This is a genomic window from Pseudonocardia autotrophica, from assembly GCF_003945385.1.
Taxonomy (GTDB): domain Bacteria; phylum Actinomycetota; class Actinomycetes; order Mycobacteriales; family Pseudonocardiaceae; genus Pseudonocardia; species Pseudonocardia autotrophica.
Window position 1 is genome coordinate 2,195,664 of the sequence record NZ_AP018920.1, and the last position, 22,131, is coordinate 2,217,794.

Genomic DNA, 22,131 nt, shown 5'->3' on the forward strand with positions numbered 1-22,131 from the left:
GCCTAGTCACCCGCCACGACGACGGCGGCGGCCTGCCCGGAGCCCTCGGTCTCGGCCCCGGCCTCCACGCGCAGCGCGACCTGCACCGCGGTGACCTTGTACTCCGGGCAGTTCGTGGCCCAGTCCGAGTTCTCGGTGGTGACCACGTTCGCCCCGGAGACCGGATGGTGGAACGTCGTGTAGACGACACCGACCGGCATCCGGTCCGACAGGCGGGCCCGCAGCCGTGTCGAACCGACCCGGGAGCTGATCTCGACGAACTCGCCGTCGGAGATCCCGCGGTCCTCCGCGTCGTGCGGGTGGATCTCCAGCAGGTCCTCGGCGTGCCAGGACGAGTTCGCGGTGCGCCGGGTCTGGGCGCCCACGTTGTACTGGCTGAGGATCCGGCCGGTGGTCAGGATCAGCGGGTAGCGCCGCGTGCTGCGCTCCAGGGTCGGCACGTAGGACGTCGTCATGAGCTTGCCCTTGCCGCGGGCGAAGCCGTCCACGTGCATGATCGGCGTCCCCAGCGGGGCGTTGTCGTTGCACGGCCACTGCACCGAGCCGACCTCGTCGAGGTAGCGATGGCTGACCCCGGCGAACGTCGGGGTGGTCGCGGCGATCTCGTCCATGATGTCGGCCGAGTTGTCCCAGCCCATGTCGAAGCCCATCAGGCCGGCGATCTCGCTGACCACCTGCCACTCGTGCTTGCCGGTGCGCGGTGCGGTCGTCGGCCGGACCCGGTTGATCCGCCGCTCGGCGTTGGTGAAGGTGCCGTCCTTCTCCAGGAAGGACGTCCCCGGCAGGAAGACGTGGGCGAACCGGGCCGTCTCGTTGAGGAACAGATCCTGCACGACGAGGCAGTCCAGCGCGGTGAGCGCCGCCTCGACGTGCCGGGTGTTCGGGTCGGACTGCGCGATGTCCTCGCCCTGCACGAACAGCCCGCGGAAGGTGCCCCGCACGGCGGCGTCGAACATGTTCGGAATCCGCAGGCCGGGGTGCGGATCGAGGGTGGTGCCCCACAGCTGCTCGTAGATGTCGCGCACCGACTCGGTGCCGATGTGCCGGTAGCCGGGCAGCTCGTGCGGGAACGACCCCATGTCGCAGGAGCCCTGCACGTTGTTCTGGCCGCGCAGCGGGTTCACCCCGACACCCTCGCGGCCGATGTTGCCGGTCAGCATCGCCAGGTTGGCCATGCCCATCACCATCGTCGAGCCCTGCGAGTGCTCGGTGACGCCGAGGCCGTAGTAGATCGCGCCGTTGCCACCGGTGGCGAACAGCCGGGCCGCCGCCCGGACGTCCTCGGCGGCGACACCGATCACCTCCTCCAGGATCTCCGGTGAGTGCTCCGGCGACGCGATGAACTCCACGTACTCCTCGACGCCCTCGCAGCGCGAGTCCAGGAACTCCTGGTCCATCAGCCCCTCGGTCACCACGACGTGCGCCATCGCGTTGACCAGCGCGACGTTGGTACCCGGCTGCAGCTGCAGGTGGTGCGCGGCCTCGATGTGCGGGGAGCGGACCAGATCGATCCGGCGCGGATCGGCGACGATCAGCTTCGCCCCCGCGCGCAGCCGGCGCTTCATCCGGGAGGCGAACACCGGGTGCGCGTCGGTCGGGTTGGCGCCGATGACCAGCAGCACGTCGCTGTGCTCGACCGAGGCGAACGTCTGGGTACCGGCCGAGGTGCCGAACGTCTGGTTGAGCCCGTAGCCGGTGGGGGAGTGGCAGACCCGCGCGCAGGTGTCGACGTTGTTGTTGCCGAACGCCCCGCGGACCATCTTCTGGACCGCGTAGACCTCCTCGTTCGTCGTCCGCGAGGAGGTGATCCCGCCGATCGCGCTCTGACCGAGTTCGTTGCGGATGGCGGAGAACCGGCGGGCGACCTCGCCGAGCGCGGTGTCCCAGTCGACCACCCGCCACTCGTCGTCGATCGAGTCGCGGATCATCGGGGACAGCTGCCGGTCGGGATGGTCGGCGTAGCCGAACGCGAAGCGCCCCTTCACACAGCTGTGCCCCTCGTTGGCGCCGCCGTCCTTGTGCGGCACCATCCGGACCAGCTGGTCGCCGCGCAGCTCGGCCTTGAACGAGCAGCCGACACCGCAGTAGGCGCAGGTGGTGAGCACCGTCCGGTTCGGCATGCCGAGGTCGACGACCGACTTCTCCTGCAGCGTCGACGTGGGGCAGGCCTGCACGCACGCGCCGCAGGAGACGCACTCCGACGACAGGAAGTCCGGTGCGCCACCGGGCACGATCCGGCTGTCGAAGCCCCGGCCCTCCAGGGTGAGCGCGAGGGTCCCCTGCACCTCGTCGCAGGCGCGCACGCAGCGCGAGCAGGCGATGCACTTGCTGGGGTCGTAGTCGAAGTACGGGTTGGACGTGTCCTTGGCCTCGTCGAGGTGGTTCGCGCCCTCGTAGCCGTAGCGGACGTCGCGCAGCCCGACCACACCCGCCATGTCCTGCAGCTCGCAGTCGCCGTTGGCCGGGCAGGTCAGGCAGTCCAGCGGGTGGTCGGAGATGTAGAGCTCCATCACCCCGCGGCGCAGGTCCTCCAGCTGCGGGGTCTGGGTGGCGACGACCATGCCGTCGGCGCAGGGGGTGGTGCAGCTGGCCGGGGTGCCCTTCCCGCCTTCGACCTCGACCAGGCACAGCCGGCACGAGCCGAACGGTTCGAGCGAGTCCGAGGCGCACAGCTTCGGGATCTGGATGCCCGCCTCGGCGGCCGCGCGCATCACCGAGGTGCCGGCGGGCACCTCGACGGCGTGCCCGTCGATCTCGACGGCCACCGTGGTGTCCGAGGTGCGGGCGGGCGTGCCGTAGTCGGTCTCCTTGAGCAGGGCCATGGCTACTCCTCCGTGCCCATCAGCGCCGCATTGCGGGCGGCCGTGTCGGCGGCGAACTTGTCCGGGACCGGCAGCCCCGTCTGTACCGGGGGCCGGTCGAAGTCCTCGGCGAAGTCCTGCACGGCGCTGCGCACCGGCATCGGCGTGAGGCCGCCCATCGCGCACAGCGAGCCCTTGGTCATGGTGTCGCACAGGCTGTCCAGCAGGATCAGGTTCCGTTCCCGGTCGACCCCGCCGATGATCTTGTCGATGGTCTCGACGCCGCGCACCGCACCGACCCGGCACGGCGTGCACTTGCCGCAGGACTCGATCGCGCAGAACTCCATCGCGAACCGGGCCTGCCGGGCCATGTCGACGGTGTCGTCGAACACCACCACCCCGCCGTGCCCGATCATCGCGTTCGCCGCGGCGAACCCCTCGTAGTCCATCGGCAGGTCGAAACGGTCGGTCGGGAGGTAGGCGCCCAGCGGCCCGCCGACCTGCACGGCGCGCACCGGCCGGCCGGAGCCGCTGCCGCCGCCGTAGCCCTCGACCAGTTCGCCGAGCGTGATGCCGAACGCGGTCTCCACGATCCCGCCCCGGCGCACGTTGCCGGCGAGCTGGAAGACCTGGGTGCCGCGGGACCGTTCGATGCCCAGCTCCTGGTAGGCGGCCGGGCCGTCCGCCATGATCATCGGGACGGAACCGAGGGTCAGTACGTTGTTGACGACCGTCGGTTGCCCGAACAGCCCTTCCAGCGCGGGGATCGGCGGTTTCGCGCGCACCGTGCCGCGCCTGCCCTCGAGGCTCTCCAGCATCGAGGTTTCCTCGCCGCAGATGTAGGCGCCCGCGCCGACCCGGACGAACAGGTCGAACGACAGCTCGCTGCCGGCGATCCGCTCGCCCAGCCAGCCGCGGGAGTAGGCGATCTCGATGGCCTGGCGCATCGTGGCGACCGCGTCCGGATACTCCGAACGCAGGTAGATGTAGCCCTCGGTGGCGCCCACCGCGTGTGCGGCGATGGTCATGCCCTCGATCAGGGTGAACGGGTCACCCTCCATCAGCATCCGGTCGGCGAACGTGCCGGAGTCGCCCTCGTCGGCGTTCGCGCAGATGAACTTCAGCTCGGCGGGGGCGTCGTGCACGGTCTTCCACTTGATCCCGGCGGGGAATCCCGCGCCGCCGCGGCCGCGCAGGCCGGACTCGGTGACGGCGGTGACGACGTCGGCGGGGGACATCTCCAGCGCCCGGGTCAGGCCGGCGAAGCCGCCGTGCCGGACGTAGTCCTCGACGCTCAACGGGTCGATCACACCGACCCGACGGAAGGTGACCCGCTGCTGGGAGGCCAGCCAGTCGATCTGCGCGGTGCGGCCGTGGCTCAGCCGGGTCGGCGCGCCGTCGAGCAGCCCGGCACCGACCAGCTCGCCGACGTCGGCGGCGTCCACCGGTCCGTAGGCCACCCGGCCCTCGGCGGTCTCGACCTCGACCAGCGGCTCCAGCCACAGCATGCCGCGCGAGCCGTTGCGGACGATCCGGATGTCGCGCCCGGCGTCGGCGGCTGCGGTGGCGAGCGCGTCAGCGACCTCGTCGGCGCCGACCGAGCGGGCCGCCGAGTCGGCGGGGACGTACACCGTCACCGGGGCGCTCATCGGGTCACCTCCGGGAGGATCGCGTCGAACCGGTCGGGGGTGACCCGGCCGTGCAGCCTGCCGTCGACGGTGACGGCGGGGCCGAGCGCGCAGTTGCCGAGGCAGAAGATCTGCTCCAGCTCGTAGGTGCCGTCGTCGGCGCGGGCGTCCATCGCGATGCCGAGGGTGCTGATGGCGTGCTCGACGAGCTCGTTCGCGCCGACCGCCTGGCAGGCCTCGGCCCGGCAGATCTGCACGACGCACTGCGCGGCCGGGGTGCGCCGGAAGTCCTTGTAGAACGTGGCGACGCCGTGCACCTCGGCCTCGGAGAGGTTCAGCACCTCGGCGATCACCGTGGTGTCCTCGTGCGTGAGGTAGCCGATCTCCTCGACCACCCGGTGCAGGATCGGCATGAGGGCGCCGCGCTCGTCCTTCAGGCCCGCGGCGATCTCCCGGACGGCTGCGGCCCGTCCGGTGTCCAGTGCCACGTCAGACATGTGCCTCCCCATCGCCGGTGATGCTCCTCACACGTTGTCAAGAGGGCGCCGCAACGACAAGGGTCCGGTGACTCGACCTGTCGATCCGATGATAAACAGCGTCGATCACAGCTGGTTAGACTCCTGCGATGCCGCCCGACATCCTGATCCGCCAGCTGGAGTACGTGGTGGCGCTGGCTCGCGAGCAGCACTTCGGCCGGGCGGCCGCGGCCAGCCACGTCAGCCAGCCGGCGCTGTCCGCGGCGATCCGGAAGCTGGAGCGCGAGCTCGGTGTCACGATCGTGCAGCGCGGCCGCCGGTTCGCCGGATTCACCGACGAGGGACGGCGGGTCGTGGCGTGGGCGCACCGGATCCTCGCCGAGCGCGACGGGCTCCGGAGCGAGCTCGACCGGATGCGCGACGAGCTGACCAGCACCCTGCGGATCGGGGCGATTCCGACCGCGGTGCCGCCGAGCCCGCTGGTGACCACGCCGTTCCGGCAGCGGCATCCGCAGGCGGGTGTGCGGATCGAGGCGCTGTCGTCGACCGAGATCCTCCGCAGGCTGGAGGAGTTCGAGATCGACGTCGGGCTGACCTACCTCGACCCGCACACCCCGGAGGCCACCGCTGCCGTCCCGCTCTACCGCGAGCACTACCTGCTGCTCACCCCCGCCGACGGGCCCCGGGCCGGGCAGCAGACGGTGCGCTGGAGCGACGTCGCGGCGCTGCCGCTGTGCATGCTCGACACCAGCATGCAGAACCGGCGGATCCTGGACCACGCGGCCGCCGCGGCGGGCACCCGGCTCGTCCCGGCCGTCGAGACGAACACGGTGGACGGCCTGTACGCGCACGCCGCGGGCGGTGCCTGTTCCAGCATCATCGCGCACACCTGGCTGCACGCGTTCGGCATCCCGGAGGGGATGACCACGATCCCGCTGGCTGAGCCGAGCCCGCGGCCTGCGGTGGGCATCGTGATCCCGGGCAGGCAGCCGAACTCCATCGCGGCGAACGCGCTGCTCGAGATCGTCGGCGGCCTCGATGTCGCCGCCGAGCTGGACCGGTCGGTCGCGGTGGTGACCGGGTCCGGCCGATCACGCGGCGCCGTTCCGGTCGCGGACGGCTCCTAGTCGGCCGTCGCGACAGCGGATGTCCCGGAGTGGACTGCCGGGGTTCCCGTGGTCGGCATGGGTTGCCGTGATCCGCACGGGTTTCCGTGATCCGCACGGGATCCGATGCCGTGCGAACGACGGGAACCCGTGCGGATCGTGACCGGGGTCGTCGGGGCTCAGCCGTCGGTGGGGGCCGCAGTGGGTGTCGCGGTGGGGGCCGCCGTGGGCGGGCCGTAGGTCAGCCGGCGGAGCAGCGCCTCGGCCGGGCCGGGCGCGCCACGCCGCTCCGCGACGACCGCGTACAGCACGGTGAGCAGCCAGACCCCGATCGCGAACGCGGCGGTCTGCGCGCTGCCCAGGATCCCTCCGAGGCCCAGGCCCCAGGCCGCGAGCAGCGGGGCGCACAGCAGCGACTGCGCCAGGTAGCAGGTCAGCGACCGTTTCCCGACGGCGGTCAGCGCGCCGCCGAGCGGTCCGAGCGGCCGGCCGGCGAGGCGGTCGCCGATCAATCCGAATGCAGCGACGTAACCGAGGCCGCAGGCAAGCCCGGCGAGCATCTGCGGCACGGCGAACGACGAGAGCGCCGGGGCCATCGTGTCGAGCACACCGATGTGCGTCAGCGCGAACGGCAGACCGGCGAGCCAACCGATCGTGATCCCGCCGACGGCGGTGATCCACAGCAGCCGGCGGTGCTCCCACGGTCGATCCAGCACACGATGGCGGGCGGCCCAGAACCCCAGCAGGATCGATACCGGAACGACCATCCCGACGAGTCCCTGGATCAGCAGGACCTGGATCGGCCACATCGTCATCCGCGCGAGCGCGGCGCCGAGGAGATCGGGATCGGACACGCTCGCCCGCGCCAGGACGGTGACCGTGGCGCCCACGTCGTTCGGCTCCTGCAATCCGGCCAGCACGGCGAGCCCCTCGAGCGCCGAGAGGACCGCGAGCAGCGCGAGCAGGCCGGTGCCGATCCCCGCCCAGACCAGGAGTGTGCGGTCGGACCGGCGGAGGAACAGCCACACCAGGGCCAGTCCGCACAGACCGTAGGCACCCAGGACGTCGCCGCCCCAGAGCAGCAGCGCGTGCACGGCACCGAAGGCGACCAGAAGCAGGTTCCGGCGGCGCAGCAGTCGTCGGGCCTCGTCGTCGGAGAGCCCGGCCGCCTGCTGCCGCCGCAGGATCATCACCAGGCCGTAGCCGAACAGGAACGCGAACATCGGGTAGACCCGCAGATCGACCGTGGTGATCAGAACGGCCTGGACGACCCGGTCCACGACCGATCCGTCCACCGGGTGCGCGCCCATCCCGCCGTGTGGCCGTCCGTAGAGGTAGTAGGGCGTGTTCGCCAGGACGATCAGCAGCAGCATGACCCCCCGGGCGATGTCCGGCGCGGGTATCCGGCCGGTGAGCCCGGCCGGGCCCGCGGTTGCCGGTGGATGTGTGTGGTCGGTTGTCATGGTGTCCCCCCGTGGTGCTGCGGTGTCGTGCCGTCGGCCCCGTCGGCCCCGTCGGCCCCGTCGGCCCCGTCGGCCCCGTCGGCCCTGTCGGCCCTGTCGGCACTGACGGCCTGCTCGAACAGGTCGGCCAGCTCGGCGGCGTGTGTGTCGACGTCGTGATCGGGATAGGTGTGGGCGTAGTCGACCATCGCGTCGATGGCGGCCTGGACGGTCACCGCCATCACGCGGGCGTCGAAGCTGCGCAGTTCGCCGGACTCCTGGCCGGCCCGGAACATCTCCTCCATGCCGCGGTAGAGCGACTCGTTGAACTCGTTGCCGTAGCGCAGGCGGCCATCGGCGTCCCGGAGGTTGTTGAGGATCTCGGCCAGGGCGACCATCTCGGCCCGGTGTGTGCGGACGTAGGCGCCGACGCCCAGGATGCGGGCGCGCAGTCGGCCCACCACCGTCGACTCCTGCTCGATGTGCGGCACGACGAGCTCGGTGATCTCCGCGTACACGTGCTCGACGAGCTGCTCGACCAGGTTGTCCCGGCCGGCGAAGTGGTAGGCGATCACGCCCTTGCTGATACCTGCGTGCTCGGCGATCCGGGCCAGCGAGGCGCCCGCGTAGCCGAGCTCAGCGAACATCGCGACGGCGCTCTCGATGATCTGCGCACGACGGACGTCCTCGATCGCCGACCGACGCTTCTGGCCGCTTGGACTTTTTTCTGACCGCATGGATTAGAATTAGCACGACCGGTCAGATTTGAGCAAGGCCGGTGCCCCGATCGGAAGGAGCGGCTGATGGCCGACGGCCCGTGGACCGTGGAGCGGGTGGACGAACCCGCCTTACTCGTCGAGAACTCATTCCTGTTCGACCACCCGGTGCGGCCCGCCGGTGCGCAGGACTTCCTGCGACGTGCGGGACACGTCCTGCTGCTCGCCCGTGTTGCCGACGGGTCCGGCATCGGTTTCGTGTCCGGGATCGAGATGCGGCATCCCGACGGCGACCCCGAGATGTTCGTCTACGAGCTCGCGGTGGATGCCCGGTGGCGGCGCCGCGGAGTGGCCGCGGCGCTGCTGCGTGCGCTGGGGGAGGAAGCCCTCCGCCGGGGCTGCGCCGGCATGTGGACCGGGACCGAGCGGGACAACGTCGCGGCGCTCGCCACCTATCGGTCGCTCGGCGCCGACATCGACGACCGCTCGGTGTTCGTCACCTGGGACTCCTGTCCGGAGGGCGTGCGGACGCGATGATCGGGGTGCGAGTGGGCGATCGTGAGCCGGGACGCATCAGGGTGGCGACGGCGGAGACCGTGACGGCGAGGATCAGCGTGGTGAACACAAAGGCGAGGACGCTGTGCGCCACGACGGTCCGCCGCATCTCGCGGGTCGTCACGGTGACGTCACCGGTCCCGAACGAGGTGCTCACCCCGACCGTGACGTCGAGCAGGTAGCCGGTGACGGTGTCGTCGACACACCCGCTGTGCTGCTGGAGCGACGCGGTGCCCCCACTCGTCCACGACCAGCAGTCCGGCGTCCGGTAACTGCCCGGCCGGCTCTTCGGCGTTGCGCAGCGAGGTTGCCGGGTCGTACCGGCTGCCCACGATGAGCAGTGGATTCGCCGTGCGTGGTGGGAAGGGGGCAACCAGGATTCCGGGACGTCTACAACCCGGCGCAGATCGACGTCCTGCGCCGGTTGCGCCGGAGCAAGGCCGGCCGGGCCGGGTGATCCGCTGGTCAGCCCGGCAGCGCCAGCAGGTCCGTGTGGCCCACGGTGACGGCCAGCGCTCCCGCGGCGATCTCCCGGTGCCTGCGGTCCCGGTAGGGCCCGGCGGCCGCGTGCAGCTCCGGGCGCTGCGCGCAGGCCGCGTCCAGCCAGCCGGCCAGCCACTCACGCAGCAGGTCCGGCCGGTCGGGCCCGAGCCGCCACGGCGCGTCGGCGGTCCGGACCAGGGCGCCGCGACGGCGCAACGCCTCGGCGGCGACGGTGGCCGCGTCCGGGCCGAGCAGGCGCCGGCCGCCGGTCTCGCGCCGCTGGTGGTCGTCGAACGCGGCGGCGAACTCGCCGTCCAGCGGATCGGGCGGATCGAAGCACACCCGGCCGCTCACCGACAGCGTCAGCAGGGCCGGGACGCCGGCGCGGGTGCACGCCTCGGCCAGTCGGTCGATCTCCTCGGCGGTCAGCATGTCGAGCAATGCCGACGCGGTGACCAGCGAGGTCCCGGCGAGGGCTGCGGCGTCCAGCGCGGTCAGGTCGCCGGGTGCCGCTGCGCCGGTGACACCGTCGGGGAGCCCGGCGACCGCGTGGCGGAGCAGATCGGCGTCGCGGTCGTGCAGCATCCAGTGCTGGTCCGGCCGGCTCGGCTGATCCGGTCGGCCCGGCCGGTCGCCGGGCGGTGCCGCGAGCCGCGGCGCGAGCCAGCGGGCCATCGAGCCGGTGCCGCAGCCGAGGTCGCGCACCAGCAGCGGACCGGGCGGCAGCGCGTCGCTCAGCGCCTCGGCGAGCGCGGTGGATCGGGCGTCGGAGTCGGCCGGCTCGCGCAGCGCCAGCCAGTCGGGCGGGCAGCTCTGCGATCCGGCTGCCCCCTGCAGCGGGACGCTCATGCGGGGCTCTCGGCCCGGGCGGTGGTGCTGGGCAAGGCGTCTCCTCCGGGTCGTCGCGGGCCTCCGCCGGTGTACACGTACGCGGCGTGCCGCATGTTCACCGCCCGGCGGGGCCGGCCGGGCCGAACGCGTCGAGGAAGCGGTCGCGGAACTCCTCCATCGGCCAGACCGGCGCCGCGGGCGGCGGGCGCAGCCCGTCCGACCAGTCCCAGCCGGCGATCAGGTCGAGCACCTCCCGGTCCCGGGTGACGACCGATACCGGGACGTCCCGGCTCGCCTCCGGCCCGGTGACCACCGAGGCGGGCTGGTGGTCCCCGAGCACGACGACCACGAGATCGTCGTCGCCGGACCGTTCGATCCAGCCGAGCACGGTCTCCAGGGAGTACTCGGTCGAGTCGAGGTAGTCCTGCCGGATCGCGTCCGGGTCCCCGGCGAAGATGGACTCGAAGGTCCGTTGGTCGCCGGCGTACGGGGCGTAGACGGAGCCGTCGCCGATCTCGTCCCACGGCAGCATCGGCGGCACCGGTGTCCACGGTGCGTGGCTGGAGGTCAGTGCGATCTCGGCCAGCAGCGGCCCGCGGTCGGTGCGGTCGTGTTCGAGGCGGGAGAAGGCCGACATGGCGTACTGGTCGGGCATCGGGGACCAGCTGAACGGCGGTCCCTGGTAGCCCAGCCCGTCGAGGGCGTGCACCCGCTGGTGCCCGTAGAAGTCGGCCTCCGGCCAGGCCCGCGTCGTCCCGGGCATCACGGCGGTCGTCTCCCAACCGGCGTCGCGGAACGCCCGGATCAGGGTCAGCCGGTCCGAGGTGACGAGCGCGTCGTGCCGGCGCTGGTCGTCGATCCGGAGGCCGGAGAACAGCGTCGCGTGCGCCAGCCAGCTGCCGCCGCCGCTGATCGGGGACGTCAGGAACCCGCTGCGGGAGGCGAACCCGGCGGCGTCGAGGCGGCGGTCCCCGTCGTCGAGCAGCGCGGTGGTGCGCGGCGCCATCTCCGGGTCCTCCAGCGCGGTGCGCCCGTAGCTCTCGACGACGGCGAACACGACGTCCTTGCCGCGCAGCGCGCCGAGCAGCTGGTCGTCGGGGACGTCGGCATAGGCGTCGTCGGCGATCTCGGCGGCGAAGGCCCGCTGATCGGCGATCGAGGCCGGGATCTGGACGGCCCGGTCGCGCAGCTGGATGACGCCGTCGGCGGCGGCGACCGGGACGCCGGGCACCAGCTGCGCCCCGGCGACCGCCCACACCACCAGCCAGACCGTCCCGAGCAGCGCCGCACCGGGCAGCGCGATCCGCCGGTGCCGGGCGGCGAGGCCACCGAGCCGGACGACGGCCCGTGCCGTCGCCACCAGCAGGCCGACCGCCAGCACCGCGGCGAGCACGGCGGCGAACACCGCTCCGGCGGAGCCGAGGGTCCCGCGCAGGAACTCCTGCGCGTTGCCGAGCAGCACCCAGTCCGACACCGGATCGAACGGGCGGTCCAGGAAGATCACGAACCCGAGGTCGAACAGCTTCAGCAGCCCGACGACGGCGAGCACCAGCCCGGCCACGGCGGCGGTGATCCGGCGGGTCCGCCCGGACAGCAGCGCCAGTACCGCGACGCCGAGCACGACCTCGATCGGCAGCCGCAGGAACGCCGCGGGCACCATGCTCACCGGATCGCTCGGCAGCACCAGGATGACGCCGACCAGCGCCGCGCAGACCGTGCTGAGCAGTGCGGCGCCGGCCGCCCGCCACCGGACCGGGTGCTCGTCGGCCGCGCGCCACAGCCAGACCACCGACATCCCGAACGACCAGAGCAGCGCCGCCAGCGCGAGCGCGAGCACCGCGTGTCCGACCGTGCCGGGCAGCAGCCCGGCCGCGGCGACGATCAGCACCACGCCCTGCAGTGCGGCGACCGCCTTCGCCGAGCGGCGCACCGGCAGCGTCCCGCGCAGCCACGGCAGTACCCGGGCGGCGCCGACGAAGGCGTAGCGCAACAACCCCAGTGCCGGTGCCCACCAGAGGTGCGACGCCACCGCGACGTGCACCGACAGCACCAGCAGCAGCAGCGCGTCGGTCTCCATGTCGAAGCGGGCGCCCAGCTCGGTCGCGGTGCCGGTCCGGCGGGCGACGATCCCGTCGACCGCGTCGAGCCCGAACGCGACCAGCGCCAGCGACACCAGCGCGACCTGCCCGGCACCGTCGAGACCGACCAGCGTGGCGACCGCGACCACCAGCGCGCCGCGGGCAAGGGTCACCACCCCGGCCGGGCCCAGCGTCAGCTCCTGGGCGCGCCGGGCGGCCCGGATCAGCAGCGCCGCCGCCGGCACGGCGAGGACCACGCCGAGCACCGCGCGCACCACCCCGACCTCGGTGAACGCCGCGAGCAGCGCCAGCACGACGGCCAGCAGCGCGGCACCGGCCACCAGCTGCCGGGCGACCGGCGCGGTGGCGAGGGCCCGGGGGAGTCGGGGAATCACGACCGTCAAGGATGCCCGAGTCCGGACGATCACCCAGGGGCGGCCCGGGCGTAGACGTCGCCGGAGCGGCCCAGCGGGCGACGGCGGTCGAGCAGCGCGACGAGCTCGCCGGCGTCCAGCCAGCGCCCACCGGCGGTGCGGTCCCACTGCATCGTCTCGACGGGGGAGTAGCGGTAGAGGTAGCGCCCGAGCGACTCGACGCGGGCCAGTGCGGCCAGCGCGGCGTCGTGCGCGGCGGGCAGATATTCGAACGACAGGGCGGGCAGCGGCCGGGACAGCCCGGCGAGGACGTCGGCCTCGAACCCCTCGACGTCGATCTTGCAGAAGGCGGGTGTCCCGTGCGTGGCGATGAGCTCGTCGAGCGTGGTGACCGGCACCGGCACCGAGTCCTCCCAGCGGACCCGGGCGAAGCCGGTGTCGTCGGCGACGGTGCTGCGCCAGTCCTGCGACATCGAGGACACGGTGGGTGTGGCCCGGGAGATCCCGAGCCGGGCGGTGCCGGGCCGGGCGCCGAGCGCGGTGGGCAGCACGGTCACGCCGTCGTCGCGGCCGAAGAACAGATGCAGCAGGCGGACGAAGTCGGGCTGGGGCTCGACGGCGACCACCCGGGCGCCGAGCGCACGCCAGGCGCGCACCCGGTTGCCGGCGTGTGCGCCGACGTCGAAGGCGAGATCGCCGGGCCCCAGGAACGGCGCGTAGAACGCGCGCATCCGGCGCTGCCGCCCGGGGATGCCGTGGTACATCGCGAGTGAGCGGGCGATTCCGAAGGCGCGGGTCAGCACGCCGGCCGAGGGTAGTCGGGGCGGCCCGGCGGGGCGCGGCGCTGCGCGATTCGGCGGATTGCCGGGTATCGGCGCACTCGTTATGGTGCTGTAACTCACAAAACAAGTATCTGAAACACCGGTTCTGGATGCTCTCCTCGCTGCCCGTGGAGCGGGGCCGGTGACCGGTCCGTGGGTGCACTCCTTCCCTGTCCTGCTCGACCCGGAGAGGTCCTGATGATCAACTTCACGATGTCCGACCAGCAGAAGAAGCTGCAGTACGACGTCCGAGCCTTCGCCGAGAACGTGCTGAAGCCCGTGGTCGAGGCCGCCGACGCGGAGCCGGACCCGCTCAAGGGCTTCCAGCTGACCAAGCCCGCCTACGTCGAGGCGTACCGCGCCGGGATCGCCATGTGCATGCTCCCGGAGGCCTACGGCGGAGGTGGGGTCTCCTGCGTCGATCTGGTGGTTGCGGCGGAGGAAATCTGCGTCGTGGATCCCGGTTTCGCGTGCACGGTCCTGTGTAACGGCCTCGGGCTCATGCCGGTCGCCTGGTACGGGACCGAGGAGCAGAAGGAGCGGTTCCTGCGCGCGGCGACGTCCGACCCGAGTGGTGAGTACCTGGGCGGCTGGACCGCCAGCGAGCCCCCCGGCAACCCGTCGGGTACGGCGAACTTCGACATCCCGCTGCCGCGCCCGGCCGGCGTCGGGCTGACCGCCGTGCGCGACGGCGACCACTTCGTCGTCAACGGGCGGAAGTACTGGCCGTCGTCGGCCGGGTGGGACGAGCGCGGGGTGAACGCAGGAACGCTGATCGTCCGCACCGACTCGGAGAAGGGTGGTACCGAGGGACTGTCGGCGCTCGTCCTGGAGCGGGACACACCGGGTGTCACCTACCGGCATCTCGACAAGATCGGACACCGGTTGGCGTCCAACGCCGAGATCGTCTTCGACAACGCCCGGATCCCGGTGGCGAACCTGCTGCCCGGTGCCGAGGGCAACGGCGATCTCGTCATCAACCGCAACTTCGCCTGGTCCGGACCGGTCGCGGCGATCGCGGCGGTCGGGATGGCCCGGGCCGCGTTCGAGATGGCGCTGGACTTCGCGAAGGGCAACACCGCGGGCGCGCTGCGCCCGATCATCGGATTCCAGAACGTCGGGTACGTCCTCGGCGACGTCGCCTCGAAGATCGAGATGGCCCGTGCCTTCTCCTGGCGGGCCGCGGACTACCTGGACAAGCACGACCAGCACGCCGAACTCGTCGGTGCAATGAACAAGATCCAGGTCACCGAGCTGATGTTCGACTGCGTCTACAAGTGCATGCAGATCGTCGGGGTGAACAGCCTGGAGATGCAGAACGGGTTCGGGAAGATCCTGCGCGAGGCGGCCGTCCTGCCGATCTACGACGGCGGCAACATGGGGATGCAGCGCCGCCGGGTGCACGGCATCCTCGCCGATCCGCTGTACAACCCGCGGGCGATCATGGAGGACGAGTACGTGAAGTTCGGTAAGGAGCACGAGGGCATCGGGACGCTGGTTCCCTGACCCGCCGCTGATGCACTGCTGATGGACTGCTGATCGACACTGCCGCCGGTCCGAGCCGGACCGAAGCGCCCGGCCCGGCCGGTGGCGGTGTGGATCGGCGTGGGTCGGCGACGGCGGTGTCGGCCCGGGGGGTTCGCCGGGGAGCGGGTACCGTTCGAGGCGCCAGTGCAGCGACGGGAGCGGCGCCACGATGAGGCACACCAGTCATGCGGACTTCGCGCTGCGCGTCCTGCTCTACCTGCGGGTGGCACCGGGACGGCGCGGCTCGGTCGGCGAGATGTCCGCGGCGCACCGGGTGTCGCGCAACCACCTGGACAAGGTCGTCCAGCGGCTCGCCGGAGCCGGGCTGGTGGAGACCAGCCGCGGCCGCGGGGGCGGGGTGCGCCTGGTGCGCGACCCGGCCACCATCACCGTCGGCGAGGTGATGCGCACGATGGAGAACGACTTCGCGGTCGTCGAGTGCCTGGGGCCGGCCCGCTACTGCCGGATCGCCGGTGTCTGCGGGGCGCGGAACGTCTTCGCCCAGGCGCTGGACGCCTACTTCGAGGTGCTGGACGCCTCGAGCATCGAGGACATCGCCGGCAACGACCAGGGACTGCGCGGCGCCCTCGGCATGATCCAGAACGCCGGCGGCGGCTGAGACGGCGCTCGTCCGACCGGCTCGTCCAGCTGTCCCGGCCCGGTTCGCAGCCTGTTCTGCGGCTCTGTCCGGCACGGCATCGGTTCGGCGAGGAGGTACACGGATGGCTGTCGACTTCGAGCTGACGGCGCAGCAGCGCGCGCTGAAATACGCGGCGCGCGAGTTCGCCCGCGAGGTGCTGCGCCCGGTGGCCGAGCGGGCCGACGCTCACCCGGACCCGCAGGAGGCGTTCCGCCTGATGAAGCCGGTCTACGAGCAGGCCGTCGCGTCCGGGCTGAGCACGATGTTCCTGCCCCGGGAGTACGGCGGCGGGGGTGCGTCCACGGTCGACTTCCTGCTCGTCGTCGAGGAACTGTGCGCGGTCGATCCCGGCTTCCCCACCGTGCTGCTGGTCAACGGCCTGGCGCTGATGCCGATCCTGTGGTGGGGAACCGAGATCCAGCGCGACCGGTGGCTGCGCCGGGCGACCGATCCCGCCGATGTCGGCTTCCTCGCCGGTTTCGCCGTGAGCGAGCGCGGTGGGACGGCCAACTTCGACGACCCCAGCCCGCGCGGCGGGATCCAGGTCGTCGCCGACCACGATCGCGCCAACGGCGAGTACGTGCTGCACGGCGAGAAGCACTGGCCGTGCAACGCCGGCGGCTGGGACCTGCGCGGCGCCGACGTCACGCTCTGCGTGGTGCGGACCGACCGCAACGCGGGCGGCACCGGTGCGCTGAGCGCGATCCTGGTCGAGCGCGGGACCGACGGTGTCGACTACGAGGTGATCGACACCATGGCGCACCGCACCTGCCAGAACGTGACGATGACCTTCCGCGGGGCGCGGGTCCCCGAGGAGAACGTGCTCGCCGTCGGCGAGGGCGACCTGCTGATCAACCGGAGTTTCACCTGGTCCGGCCCGATCGCCGCGATCGCCGCGGTCGGCCTGGCCCGCGGGGCGTACGAGTTCACCCTCGACTGGGCCCGGACCTACACCGGCGGCGGCTCGGTCCCGATCATTGCGCACCAGGCCGTCGGCTACCTGCTGACCGACATCGCCGCCCGGATCGAGGCCGCCCGCTACTTCGCCTGGAAGGCGGCGCACTACATGGACCGCCATCCCGGCGAGGGCCAGGCGCTCGGCGGGATGAACAAGACCTACTGCAGCGAGTCCATGCAGGGCGTCGTCAACGACTGCATGCGGGTGGTCGGGGTGAATGCGCTCGACCGGAAGTTCCCGCTTGCCCGGTACTACCGGGAGGCGGCGGTGTTCTCCCTCTACGACGCCGGGAACCTGGGGATGCAGCGCCGGCGGGCCTGGGGGGAGATGACCGGTCGGGGGCTCGGGCCGGACACCTTCGTCGACGACGGGACCCTGCGATGACAACGACACCTTGGTGGCCATGATCCGAGCAGCCGGCGTCGTGGGCCTCGGGAGGGCGGGTGCCGCGGTCAGCCGGTTGTCGGAGACGCGATGTCGCGGACGTGGTCGTGACCTGCTCTGCGGTTGACGTTGCCGCTGAGGCGCGCCATCCGGTTGCGGCTGATCAGGCGGGAGATGAAGGCGATGGCGCGGTCGGAGCGACCGCCGGGAAACGAGATCGCTCGGCCGTGGGCGAAGTCGTCGAGGGATTTCGCTGCGATGCGCTCAGGAGATACGGCCTTGGGGTTCAGGGTCGCGGTCGTGGTGTCGAAGAAGCTGGTTTCGACGGGGCCGGGGTGGACGGCCATCACGCGGATATCGGTGCCGCGAAGTTCCTCGGCGATGGCCTCGGTGAACGACAACACGAACGCCTTGGTCGCGCCGTAGCTGGCTTGGAAGGGCATGGGCTGGAAGGCGGCCACCGAGGCGACGTTGATAATCCCGCCGCGGCCACGCTCCAGCATGCCGGCTCCGATGCTGTGGACAAGGCCGATGAGCGCGGTGATGTTCAGGTCCACCGAGTCGACATTGGGTGTCAGCGGGCGGGGCAGGAACGGGCCGACCGCGCCCATGCCTGCGTTGTTGATGAGCAGATCGATCTCGATGCCGTGCTCGGCGAGGGTGTTCGCGATCGCCTGCGGTGCCGCACGGTCGAACAGGTCGACCGGCAGAACGACGACCCGGGTCTGGTGGGTCTCGCGCAGTTGTGCGGCAAGCATCTCGAGCGCTTCGGCCGAGCGTGCCACGAGAACGAGGTCGGCCCCGCGGGAGGCCAGTTGATGTGCGTATGCCTGGCCGATTCCCTTCGAGGAGCCGGTGATCAGTGCGGTGGTTCCGGCGAACGAGTGCATGAGGAGGCCTTTCCGGGGGTCCAACCCGTAGCGATGCTTCGAGTCTCGAACCATATGTTCCTTCGAGCATCGAAGCAAGTGGGTAGGCTGCGGTCATGACGCGTCGCCTTCTCGAAACGGCAGTGGTTGCCAGCCAGTCGCTGGTCGCGCAGACGAGCGTGCGGCTGGACGCCGTCCTGGCCGAGCATCGGCTCACCGGGGCGACTGCTCAGGCTCTGTGGGCGATCGATCCGGACGAGAAGCCGCCGTCGATGAAGACGATGGCCCAGCGCTTGTACTGCAACGCCCCGAACCTGACCTTCGTCACCACCCAGCTCGCCGACCGTGGTCTGGTGGAACGGGTTGTGGATCCTGCGGACCGTCGTTCGCGGCTCGTCTCGTTGACCCCTGAAGGCCTGCGCGTGCGGGCAGTGGTCATCAAGGCCGCACTCGAGGCCAGCCCCCTCGCGCATCTCGGAGAAGAACACCTCGCTCAGCTGGTCGAAATCCTCCGCGCGGCACTCGACACCGCGGCAGATGAGGCTTCGGTGTCCTGAGATGCGGTGCCGGCCGGTGGGGCGCTGAGGCCCTCGCCGGCGCCCGGTCGATGGAGGAGGGGTAGGGCGTGCCCGGCTGAGCGCCCCGTAGACCGCTGCCGAGCTGGCCCATCGGCTCGGCATGGGCGCCGCGTGGTGAACCACGTCGACTGCCATGGGTAGCTGGCTGGACAAGTTAGTTGATGTTTGCCCGCGTCGGGCGCGATAGCGTCTGTGACGCGGCGGGCAGCGATCGCCGTCGACGTTTCCGACTCATCTCGGAGGACCAATCATCCAGCCGGACAGCACGACATCAGCACCGGACGACCCGCCGTCCGTGTGGTGGGTCAACCAGGGCGACACGTTCGGCCCCGAGCGGGCGGGCGAGTTCATCTGGGCGCCCCTGCTCAGCAAGTCTGGCCGCCCGCAGCACCACTGGGAGACCCTGGATCGGGTCGCCGCGGGGGACGTCATCCTGCACTACAGCAACGGCTACCTCCGCGCGACCAGCGTCGCGGAAGGACCGTCGGAGCGCGCAGCCAACCCGTTGAACACCGATGCCTGGGCGAATGAAGGCCGGACCGTCCGAACTCGGTATCGCGATCTCAACGAGCCGATCGCGCTCGCGGCAATTCCAGAGCCACTCCGCGCCGGCCGCGGCGGGCCCTTCACTCGGATCGGCTCGGTCCAGCAGGGGTACCTGTTCCCCGTCGACGAGAAGCTCGCTGCCGACCTTGCCGGGCACTTCCCCGAGATCCGGGAGGCGCTCCCCGAGGTTGCGGCTCCCGATACCGCCGACCTGCTTGCCGAGACCGTGCAGCCTCGCGAGATCTTCAGCGGCTTCGCCGCGGCCGTCGAGACGTCCCGGCTGACGTTCCCCGCGGCCGAGGCACTCGTGCCGTCGTTCCTGGCTGGACTGCTGGCCAAACCGTTCGCGATCCTCACCGGGCTGTCCGGATCGGGAAAGACGCAGCTGGCGATGCGGCTCGGCGAGTGGTGGGGGCGCGATGATCACGGCCGCCCTCGTCACCTGGTCGTTCCGGTACGTCCGGACTGGACCGGCCCGGAAGCAGTGTTCGGCTACGAGGATGCATTGCGCAGCGCCAGTGCCGGCCGGTCGATCTGGTTCGTGCCGGAGTCACTGGAGTTCATCCTGCGGGCTGCCGACGACTCGACCCGCCCGTATCTGCTGATTCTCGACGAGATGAACCTGGCGCACGTCGAGCGCTACTTCGCGGATTTCTTGTCCGGGGTGGAGTCACGCAAGCCCCTGCTACCCGATCTCGTGCGCGACGAAGCAGACGGCAGCTGGCGGGCGCGGAGCTCGGAGAAGCTCCCGCTCCCGCGGAACCTGGTCGTGGTGGGCACCGTCAACGTCGACGAGACGACCTACATGTTCTCGCCGAAGGTTCTCGACCGAGCCTCGACCTTCGAGTTCCGGGTCGATGCCGACGCTCTCGATCCGAGCCGTGGACGCCCGGTGAGCGCAGCACCGGCTCCCGATGTGCTGCTCCGCGCGTTCTGCGATCTCGCCGAGGACGACGACTGGCATCGCGTCCACCCGCACCCCGACCAGCCTGCGATCGTCGACGCGCTCCGGAGCCTGCACGGGATCCTTGCCGCAGCTGATCTCGAGTTCGGCCACCGCACCTTCTACGAGGCGATCCGGTTCGCTGCCTTCTACGCAGCCGCCGGCGACACCGACGTTGACCGCGTCCTCGACCTGATCGTGATGCAGAAGCTGCTGCCGAAGGTGCACGGTTCTCGGCGGATCGTCGAGCCGATGCTCACAGCGCTACTTGACGTCGCGGGCCAGGAGTCGCCGCGGCTGCCGGCGACGTCGCGCAAGGTCTCCCGGATGTTGACCGCGGTGCGCGCCAACCAGTTCGTCAGCTTCACCGGGTGACGATGGAGCCAGACGAACTCCGCATCCCACTCTCGGGTGGCGGCGCCGCGCGCATTGTCATCACGGCGCTGCCACGTGGCCGGGCGCTGGTCGCGCGCTCGGGCCGGCTTGCGCTGCGCGAGAGCGCGACGTACCGGTACCGCGTTGACGGCGTGCCGGGCGATGTCCGTCTCGAACCGGGTGAGCTGGTCGAGCCGGACGACGGCAGTGGGCGCACCGGTCGGATCCGTCCCGGGCAGTCAGTTGGCCGGCTCCGGTTCGCGCTGAGGGCCGGTGCGACCACACTGCACGGGGACGTGCACGTCGTTCCCGCCACCTTCGCCCAGCCTGAGCAGTACCGACAGATGCTCGACGACATCGCCGAGCACGCGGCGGAGGCAGTACTACAGGGATTCGCCCCGACCACACAGGACTTTTCCTCAGGCGACGCGTCGGCCGAGCTGCTCTATCAACGCTTCGCCGTGCTTCAGAGCAGGCTCGCCTCCGACGACTTCGCGGCGGCATCAGGCCGGGTCGTTCATCAGCCACACCACGGCTGGGAGGTCGAGGTCGAGCACCGGCCCGCCGGGAGTGGATTCCCGCGTGGGTCCGCCGCCGGCCGTGCGATCACCGCGCCGGGAGCACGTCGTTCCTGGCCTGCGGGACAGCGGGCCGGGATCCCGTCGATCCCCTCGCGTATGCCCGTCCAGCGCCATGAATCCACAGTGGATACGCTGCCGAATCGATTCGTGAAGTATGCGCTGGAGCACTGGCGCGGCATCGCCGATCAGCTCCTCGACGTCCTGGGTGTCGCGACAGATCTCGATCCCGGCCCGGTGCGGCGGGGCCGCGACGCAGCTCGGGACGTGATCGAGCAGCTCGACGAGCTACTCTCGAACCCGGTCTTCCGCGAGGTGGGCCCGCTCGCCGCATTGCCGACAAGCAACCAGGTACTCCTGAGACGCTACGGCTACCGCGACATCTTCCGCACGTTTGCGCTGGTGGAGACCGGTGTCGCGCTGTCGTTTGAGGACGCTGGCCTCGACGATCTCTTCAGCGCCTCTCAGCGGAACATCGCGACGCTCTACGAGTTCTGGTGTTTCCTCGCACTCGCCGACGCGGTGGGGCGGGTCTGCGGGGCCTCGAAGACCGCGCATGCGTTCACCGCGGTTGGTGACGGCCTGGCGCTGACCCTCCGCTCGGGACAGGCCTCGGCGATTAGCTGGACGCTCGATCGGGGCGGGCGCCGGCTCGCCGTCGAGCTGTACTTCAACCGCCACTTCTCGGTCGTGCACGGTTCTCACTCGGCGGACGGCTCCTGGACCCGTGCGATGCGCCCTGACTGCTCGCTCCGGGTTCGTCCGCTGACCGCGGTCCCCGGTGACGCCGAACTCGATGTCTGGGTTCATTTCGATGCGAAGTACCGCGTTGATCGCCTGGTGGAGCAGCTGTCGGTGGCCGAGGAGACGGTGGAGGCGCAGGCCGCGGCCGAGGAGGAGCGGGCCGAGACAGTCGCTCGGAGCAAGCGTGAGGACCTGCTCAAGATGCACGCCTACCGGGACGCTATCCACCGTACGGCGGGCGCCTACGTGCTCTACCCGGGCGATGTGCCGGTACAGGTGAGCCGGTACTGGGAGCTGCTCCCGGGGCTCGGAGCGTTTCCGCTCCGACCGGGTCCGCTGGGCGCGTTCGGGGCCCAGGAACTTGAGCAGTTCGTGGACAGCGTCATCGAGCACGTGAGCGACCAGGCGAGCGACGACGAGCGGGACCGGTTCTGGACAGCCTCGGTGCGTCAGCGCAACCATGCCGCTCCGCGCGGGCTCGCGCCGGCGTCGTTCCTCGAACGACCGCCGGCCGATACCGGAGTCTTGCTCGGGTATGTGCGTGGGGATGCGCACCGCGGATGGATCGAGGACACCGGTCTGTACAACGTGCGTGCTGGCGACCGCCCTCTCTGCCAAGATCACCTGAGACAGGTTGAAGTCAGCGGTTCACAGTAGAGGGCGTGATCGGAGATCCTG

The 22,131-nt window shown here is 71.1% G+C and carries 19 protein-coding genes; 8 read left to right on the top strand and 11 right to left on the bottom strand.

What is annotated here, in order from left to right; all coding sequences use genetic code 11:
- Positions 1-2: 2 nt before the first annotated feature.
- From fdhF to Pdca_RS10535, 3 genes are read right to left on the bottom strand one after another with little or no spacing between them, the layout of a single operon-like run.
- A complete protein-coding gene (gene fdhF / locus Pdca_RS10525; RefSeq protein WP_085916028.1) occupies positions 3-2,822 on the bottom strand; it encodes a formate dehydrogenase subunit alpha in 2,820 nt (939 codons plus the stop codon).
- Positions 2,823-2,824: 2 nt separating this feature from the next.
- Entirely contained in the window at positions 2,825-4,450 is a 1,626-nt protein-coding gene (locus Pdca_RS10530; protein ID WP_085916029.1) for a formate dehydrogenase beta subunit, read from the bottom strand.
- Positions 4,447-4,926: an NAD(P)H-dependent oxidoreductase subunit E gene (locus Pdca_RS10535; RefSeq protein ID WP_085916030.1), complete on the bottom strand. Its 480-nt coding sequence runs from the start codon at positions 4,924-4,926 to the stop codon at positions 4,447-4,449. The genes Pdca_RS10530 and Pdca_RS10535 overlap by 4 nt, the downstream gene beginning before the upstream one ends.
- A 128-nt stretch (positions 4,927-5,054) precedes the next feature.
- Between Pdca_RS10535 and Pdca_RS10540 the strand changes: the two genes are divergently transcribed.
- Complete coding sequence (locus tag Pdca_RS10540) at positions 5,055-6,032, top strand: LysR family transcriptional regulator (RefSeq protein WP_085916031.1); 978 nt, start codon at positions 5,055-5,057, stop codon at positions 6,030-6,032.
- Between the two features lie 158 nt (positions 6,033-6,190).
- Here the strand turns inward: Pdca_RS10540 and Pdca_RS10545 are convergent, their stop codons facing one another.
- On the bottom strand, positions 6,191-7,474 hold the full coding sequence (locus Pdca_RS10545) for a DUF418 domain-containing protein (protein WP_085916032.1): 1,284 nt from the start codon (positions 7,472-7,474) through the stop codon (positions 6,191-6,193).
- A complete protein-coding gene (locus Pdca_RS37500) occupies positions 7,471-8,190 on the bottom strand; it encodes a TetR/AcrR family transcriptional regulator (RefSeq protein WP_085916033.1) in 720 nt (239 codons plus the stop codon). The genes Pdca_RS10545 and Pdca_RS37500 overlap by 4 nt, the downstream gene beginning before the upstream one ends.
- Positions 8,191-8,256: 66 nt before the next feature.
- Here Pdca_RS37500 and Pdca_RS10555 point away from each other — a divergent pair, with 66 nt between their 5' ends.
- Positions 8,257-8,706, top strand: a complete 450-nt coding sequence (locus Pdca_RS10555; protein WP_085916034.1) for a GNAT family N-acetyltransferase — start codon at positions 8,257-8,259, stop codon at positions 8,704-8,706.
- Here the strand turns inward: Pdca_RS10555 and Pdca_RS37965 are convergent.
- The 5 genes from Pdca_RS37965 to Pdca_RS10575 all read right to left on the bottom strand — a co-directional run bounded on the left by Pdca_RS37965 (position 8,666) and on the right by Pdca_RS10575 (position 13,293).
- Positions 8,666-8,881, bottom strand: coding sequence for a DUF1345 domain-containing protein (locus Pdca_RS37965; protein WP_197719966.1), 216 nt, complete (start codon positions 8,879-8,881; stop codon positions 8,666-8,668). The two genes, Pdca_RS10555 and Pdca_RS37965, sit on opposite strands and share 41 nt — an antisense overlap.
- Positions 8,856-9,056 (bottom strand): alpha/beta hydrolase, encoded by a 201-nt coding sequence (locus Pdca_RS37970; protein WP_158092324.1) that lies wholly within the window; start codon positions 9,054-9,056, stop codon positions 8,856-8,858. Before Pdca_RS37970 ends, Pdca_RS37965 begins: the two co-directional genes overlap by 26 nt.
- 133 nt (positions 9,057-9,189) lie before the next feature.
- The gene (locus Pdca_RS36350; protein ID WP_158092325.1) at positions 9,190-10,056 is read right to left on the bottom strand and encodes an SAM-dependent methyltransferase; all 867 of its coding nucleotides are present in this window, start codon (positions 10,054-10,056) and stop codon (positions 9,190-9,192) included.
- A 97-nt stretch (positions 10,057-10,153) separates the two neighbouring features.
- The gene (locus Pdca_RS10570) at positions 10,154-12,511 is read right to left on the bottom strand and encodes a CDP-alcohol phosphatidyltransferase family protein (RefSeq protein WP_232021506.1); all 2,358 of its coding nucleotides are present in this window, start codon (positions 12,509-12,511) and stop codon (positions 10,154-10,156) included.
- 29 nt (positions 12,512-12,540) lie between these two features.
- Complete coding sequence (locus Pdca_RS10575) at positions 12,541-13,293, bottom strand: FkbM family methyltransferase (protein ID WP_085916035.1); 753 nt, start codon at positions 13,291-13,293, stop codon at positions 12,541-12,543.
- Positions 13,294-13,509: 216 nt separating this feature from the next.
- Here Pdca_RS10575 and Pdca_RS10580 point away from each other — a divergent pair, with 216 nt between their 5' ends.
- From Pdca_RS10580 to Pdca_RS10590, 3 genes are all read left to right on the top strand, one after another.
- Complete coding sequence (locus Pdca_RS10580) at positions 13,510-14,817, top strand: acyl-CoA dehydrogenase family protein (protein WP_232021507.1); 1,308 nt, start codon at positions 13,510-13,512, stop codon at positions 14,815-14,817.
- A 190-nt stretch (positions 14,818-15,007) separates the two neighbouring features.
- Positions 15,008-15,457, top strand: coding sequence for an RrF2 family transcriptional regulator (locus tag Pdca_RS10585; protein ID WP_085916036.1), 450 nt, complete (start codon positions 15,008-15,010; stop codon positions 15,455-15,457).
- A gap of 103 nt (positions 15,458-15,560) precedes the next feature.
- Positions 15,561-16,820 carry an acyl-CoA dehydrogenase family protein gene (locus tag Pdca_RS10590; RefSeq protein ID WP_085916037.1) on the top strand — a complete coding sequence of 420 codons (1,260 nt, stop codon included), beginning with the start codon at positions 15,561-15,563 and terminating at the stop codon, positions 16,818-16,820.
- Positions 16,821-16,888: 68 nt separating this feature from the next.
- On the opposite strand, the gene Pdca_RS10595 is transcribed toward Pdca_RS10590, so the two are convergent.
- Positions 16,889-17,710: an SDR family NAD(P)-dependent oxidoreductase gene (locus Pdca_RS10595; protein ID WP_085916038.1), complete on the bottom strand. Its 822-nt coding sequence runs from the start codon at positions 17,708-17,710 to the stop codon at positions 16,889-16,891.
- A 95-nt stretch (positions 17,711-17,805) separates the two neighbouring features.
- Here Pdca_RS10595 and Pdca_RS10600 point away from each other — a divergent pair, with 95 nt between their 5' ends.
- The 3 genes from Pdca_RS10600 (at position 17,806) to Pdca_RS10610 (ending at position 22,110) form a co-directional block, all read left to right on the top strand.
- Positions 17,806-18,246 (top strand): MarR family winged helix-turn-helix transcriptional regulator, encoded by a 441-nt coding sequence (locus tag Pdca_RS10600; RefSeq protein ID WP_085916039.1) that lies wholly within the window; start codon positions 17,806-17,808, stop codon positions 18,244-18,246.
- Between the two features lie 316 nt (positions 18,247-18,562).
- Positions 18,563-20,131, top strand: coding sequence for an McrB family protein (locus Pdca_RS10605; protein ID WP_085916040.1), 1,569 nt, complete (start codon positions 18,563-18,565; stop codon positions 20,129-20,131).
- Between the two features lie 2 nt (positions 20,132-20,133).
- Positions 20,134-22,110, top strand: coding sequence for a DUF2357 domain-containing protein (locus tag Pdca_RS10610; RefSeq protein WP_232021664.1), 1,977 nt, complete (start codon positions 20,134-20,136; stop codon positions 22,108-22,110).
- The last annotated feature ends 21 nt before the right edge of the window (positions 22,111-22,131 follow it).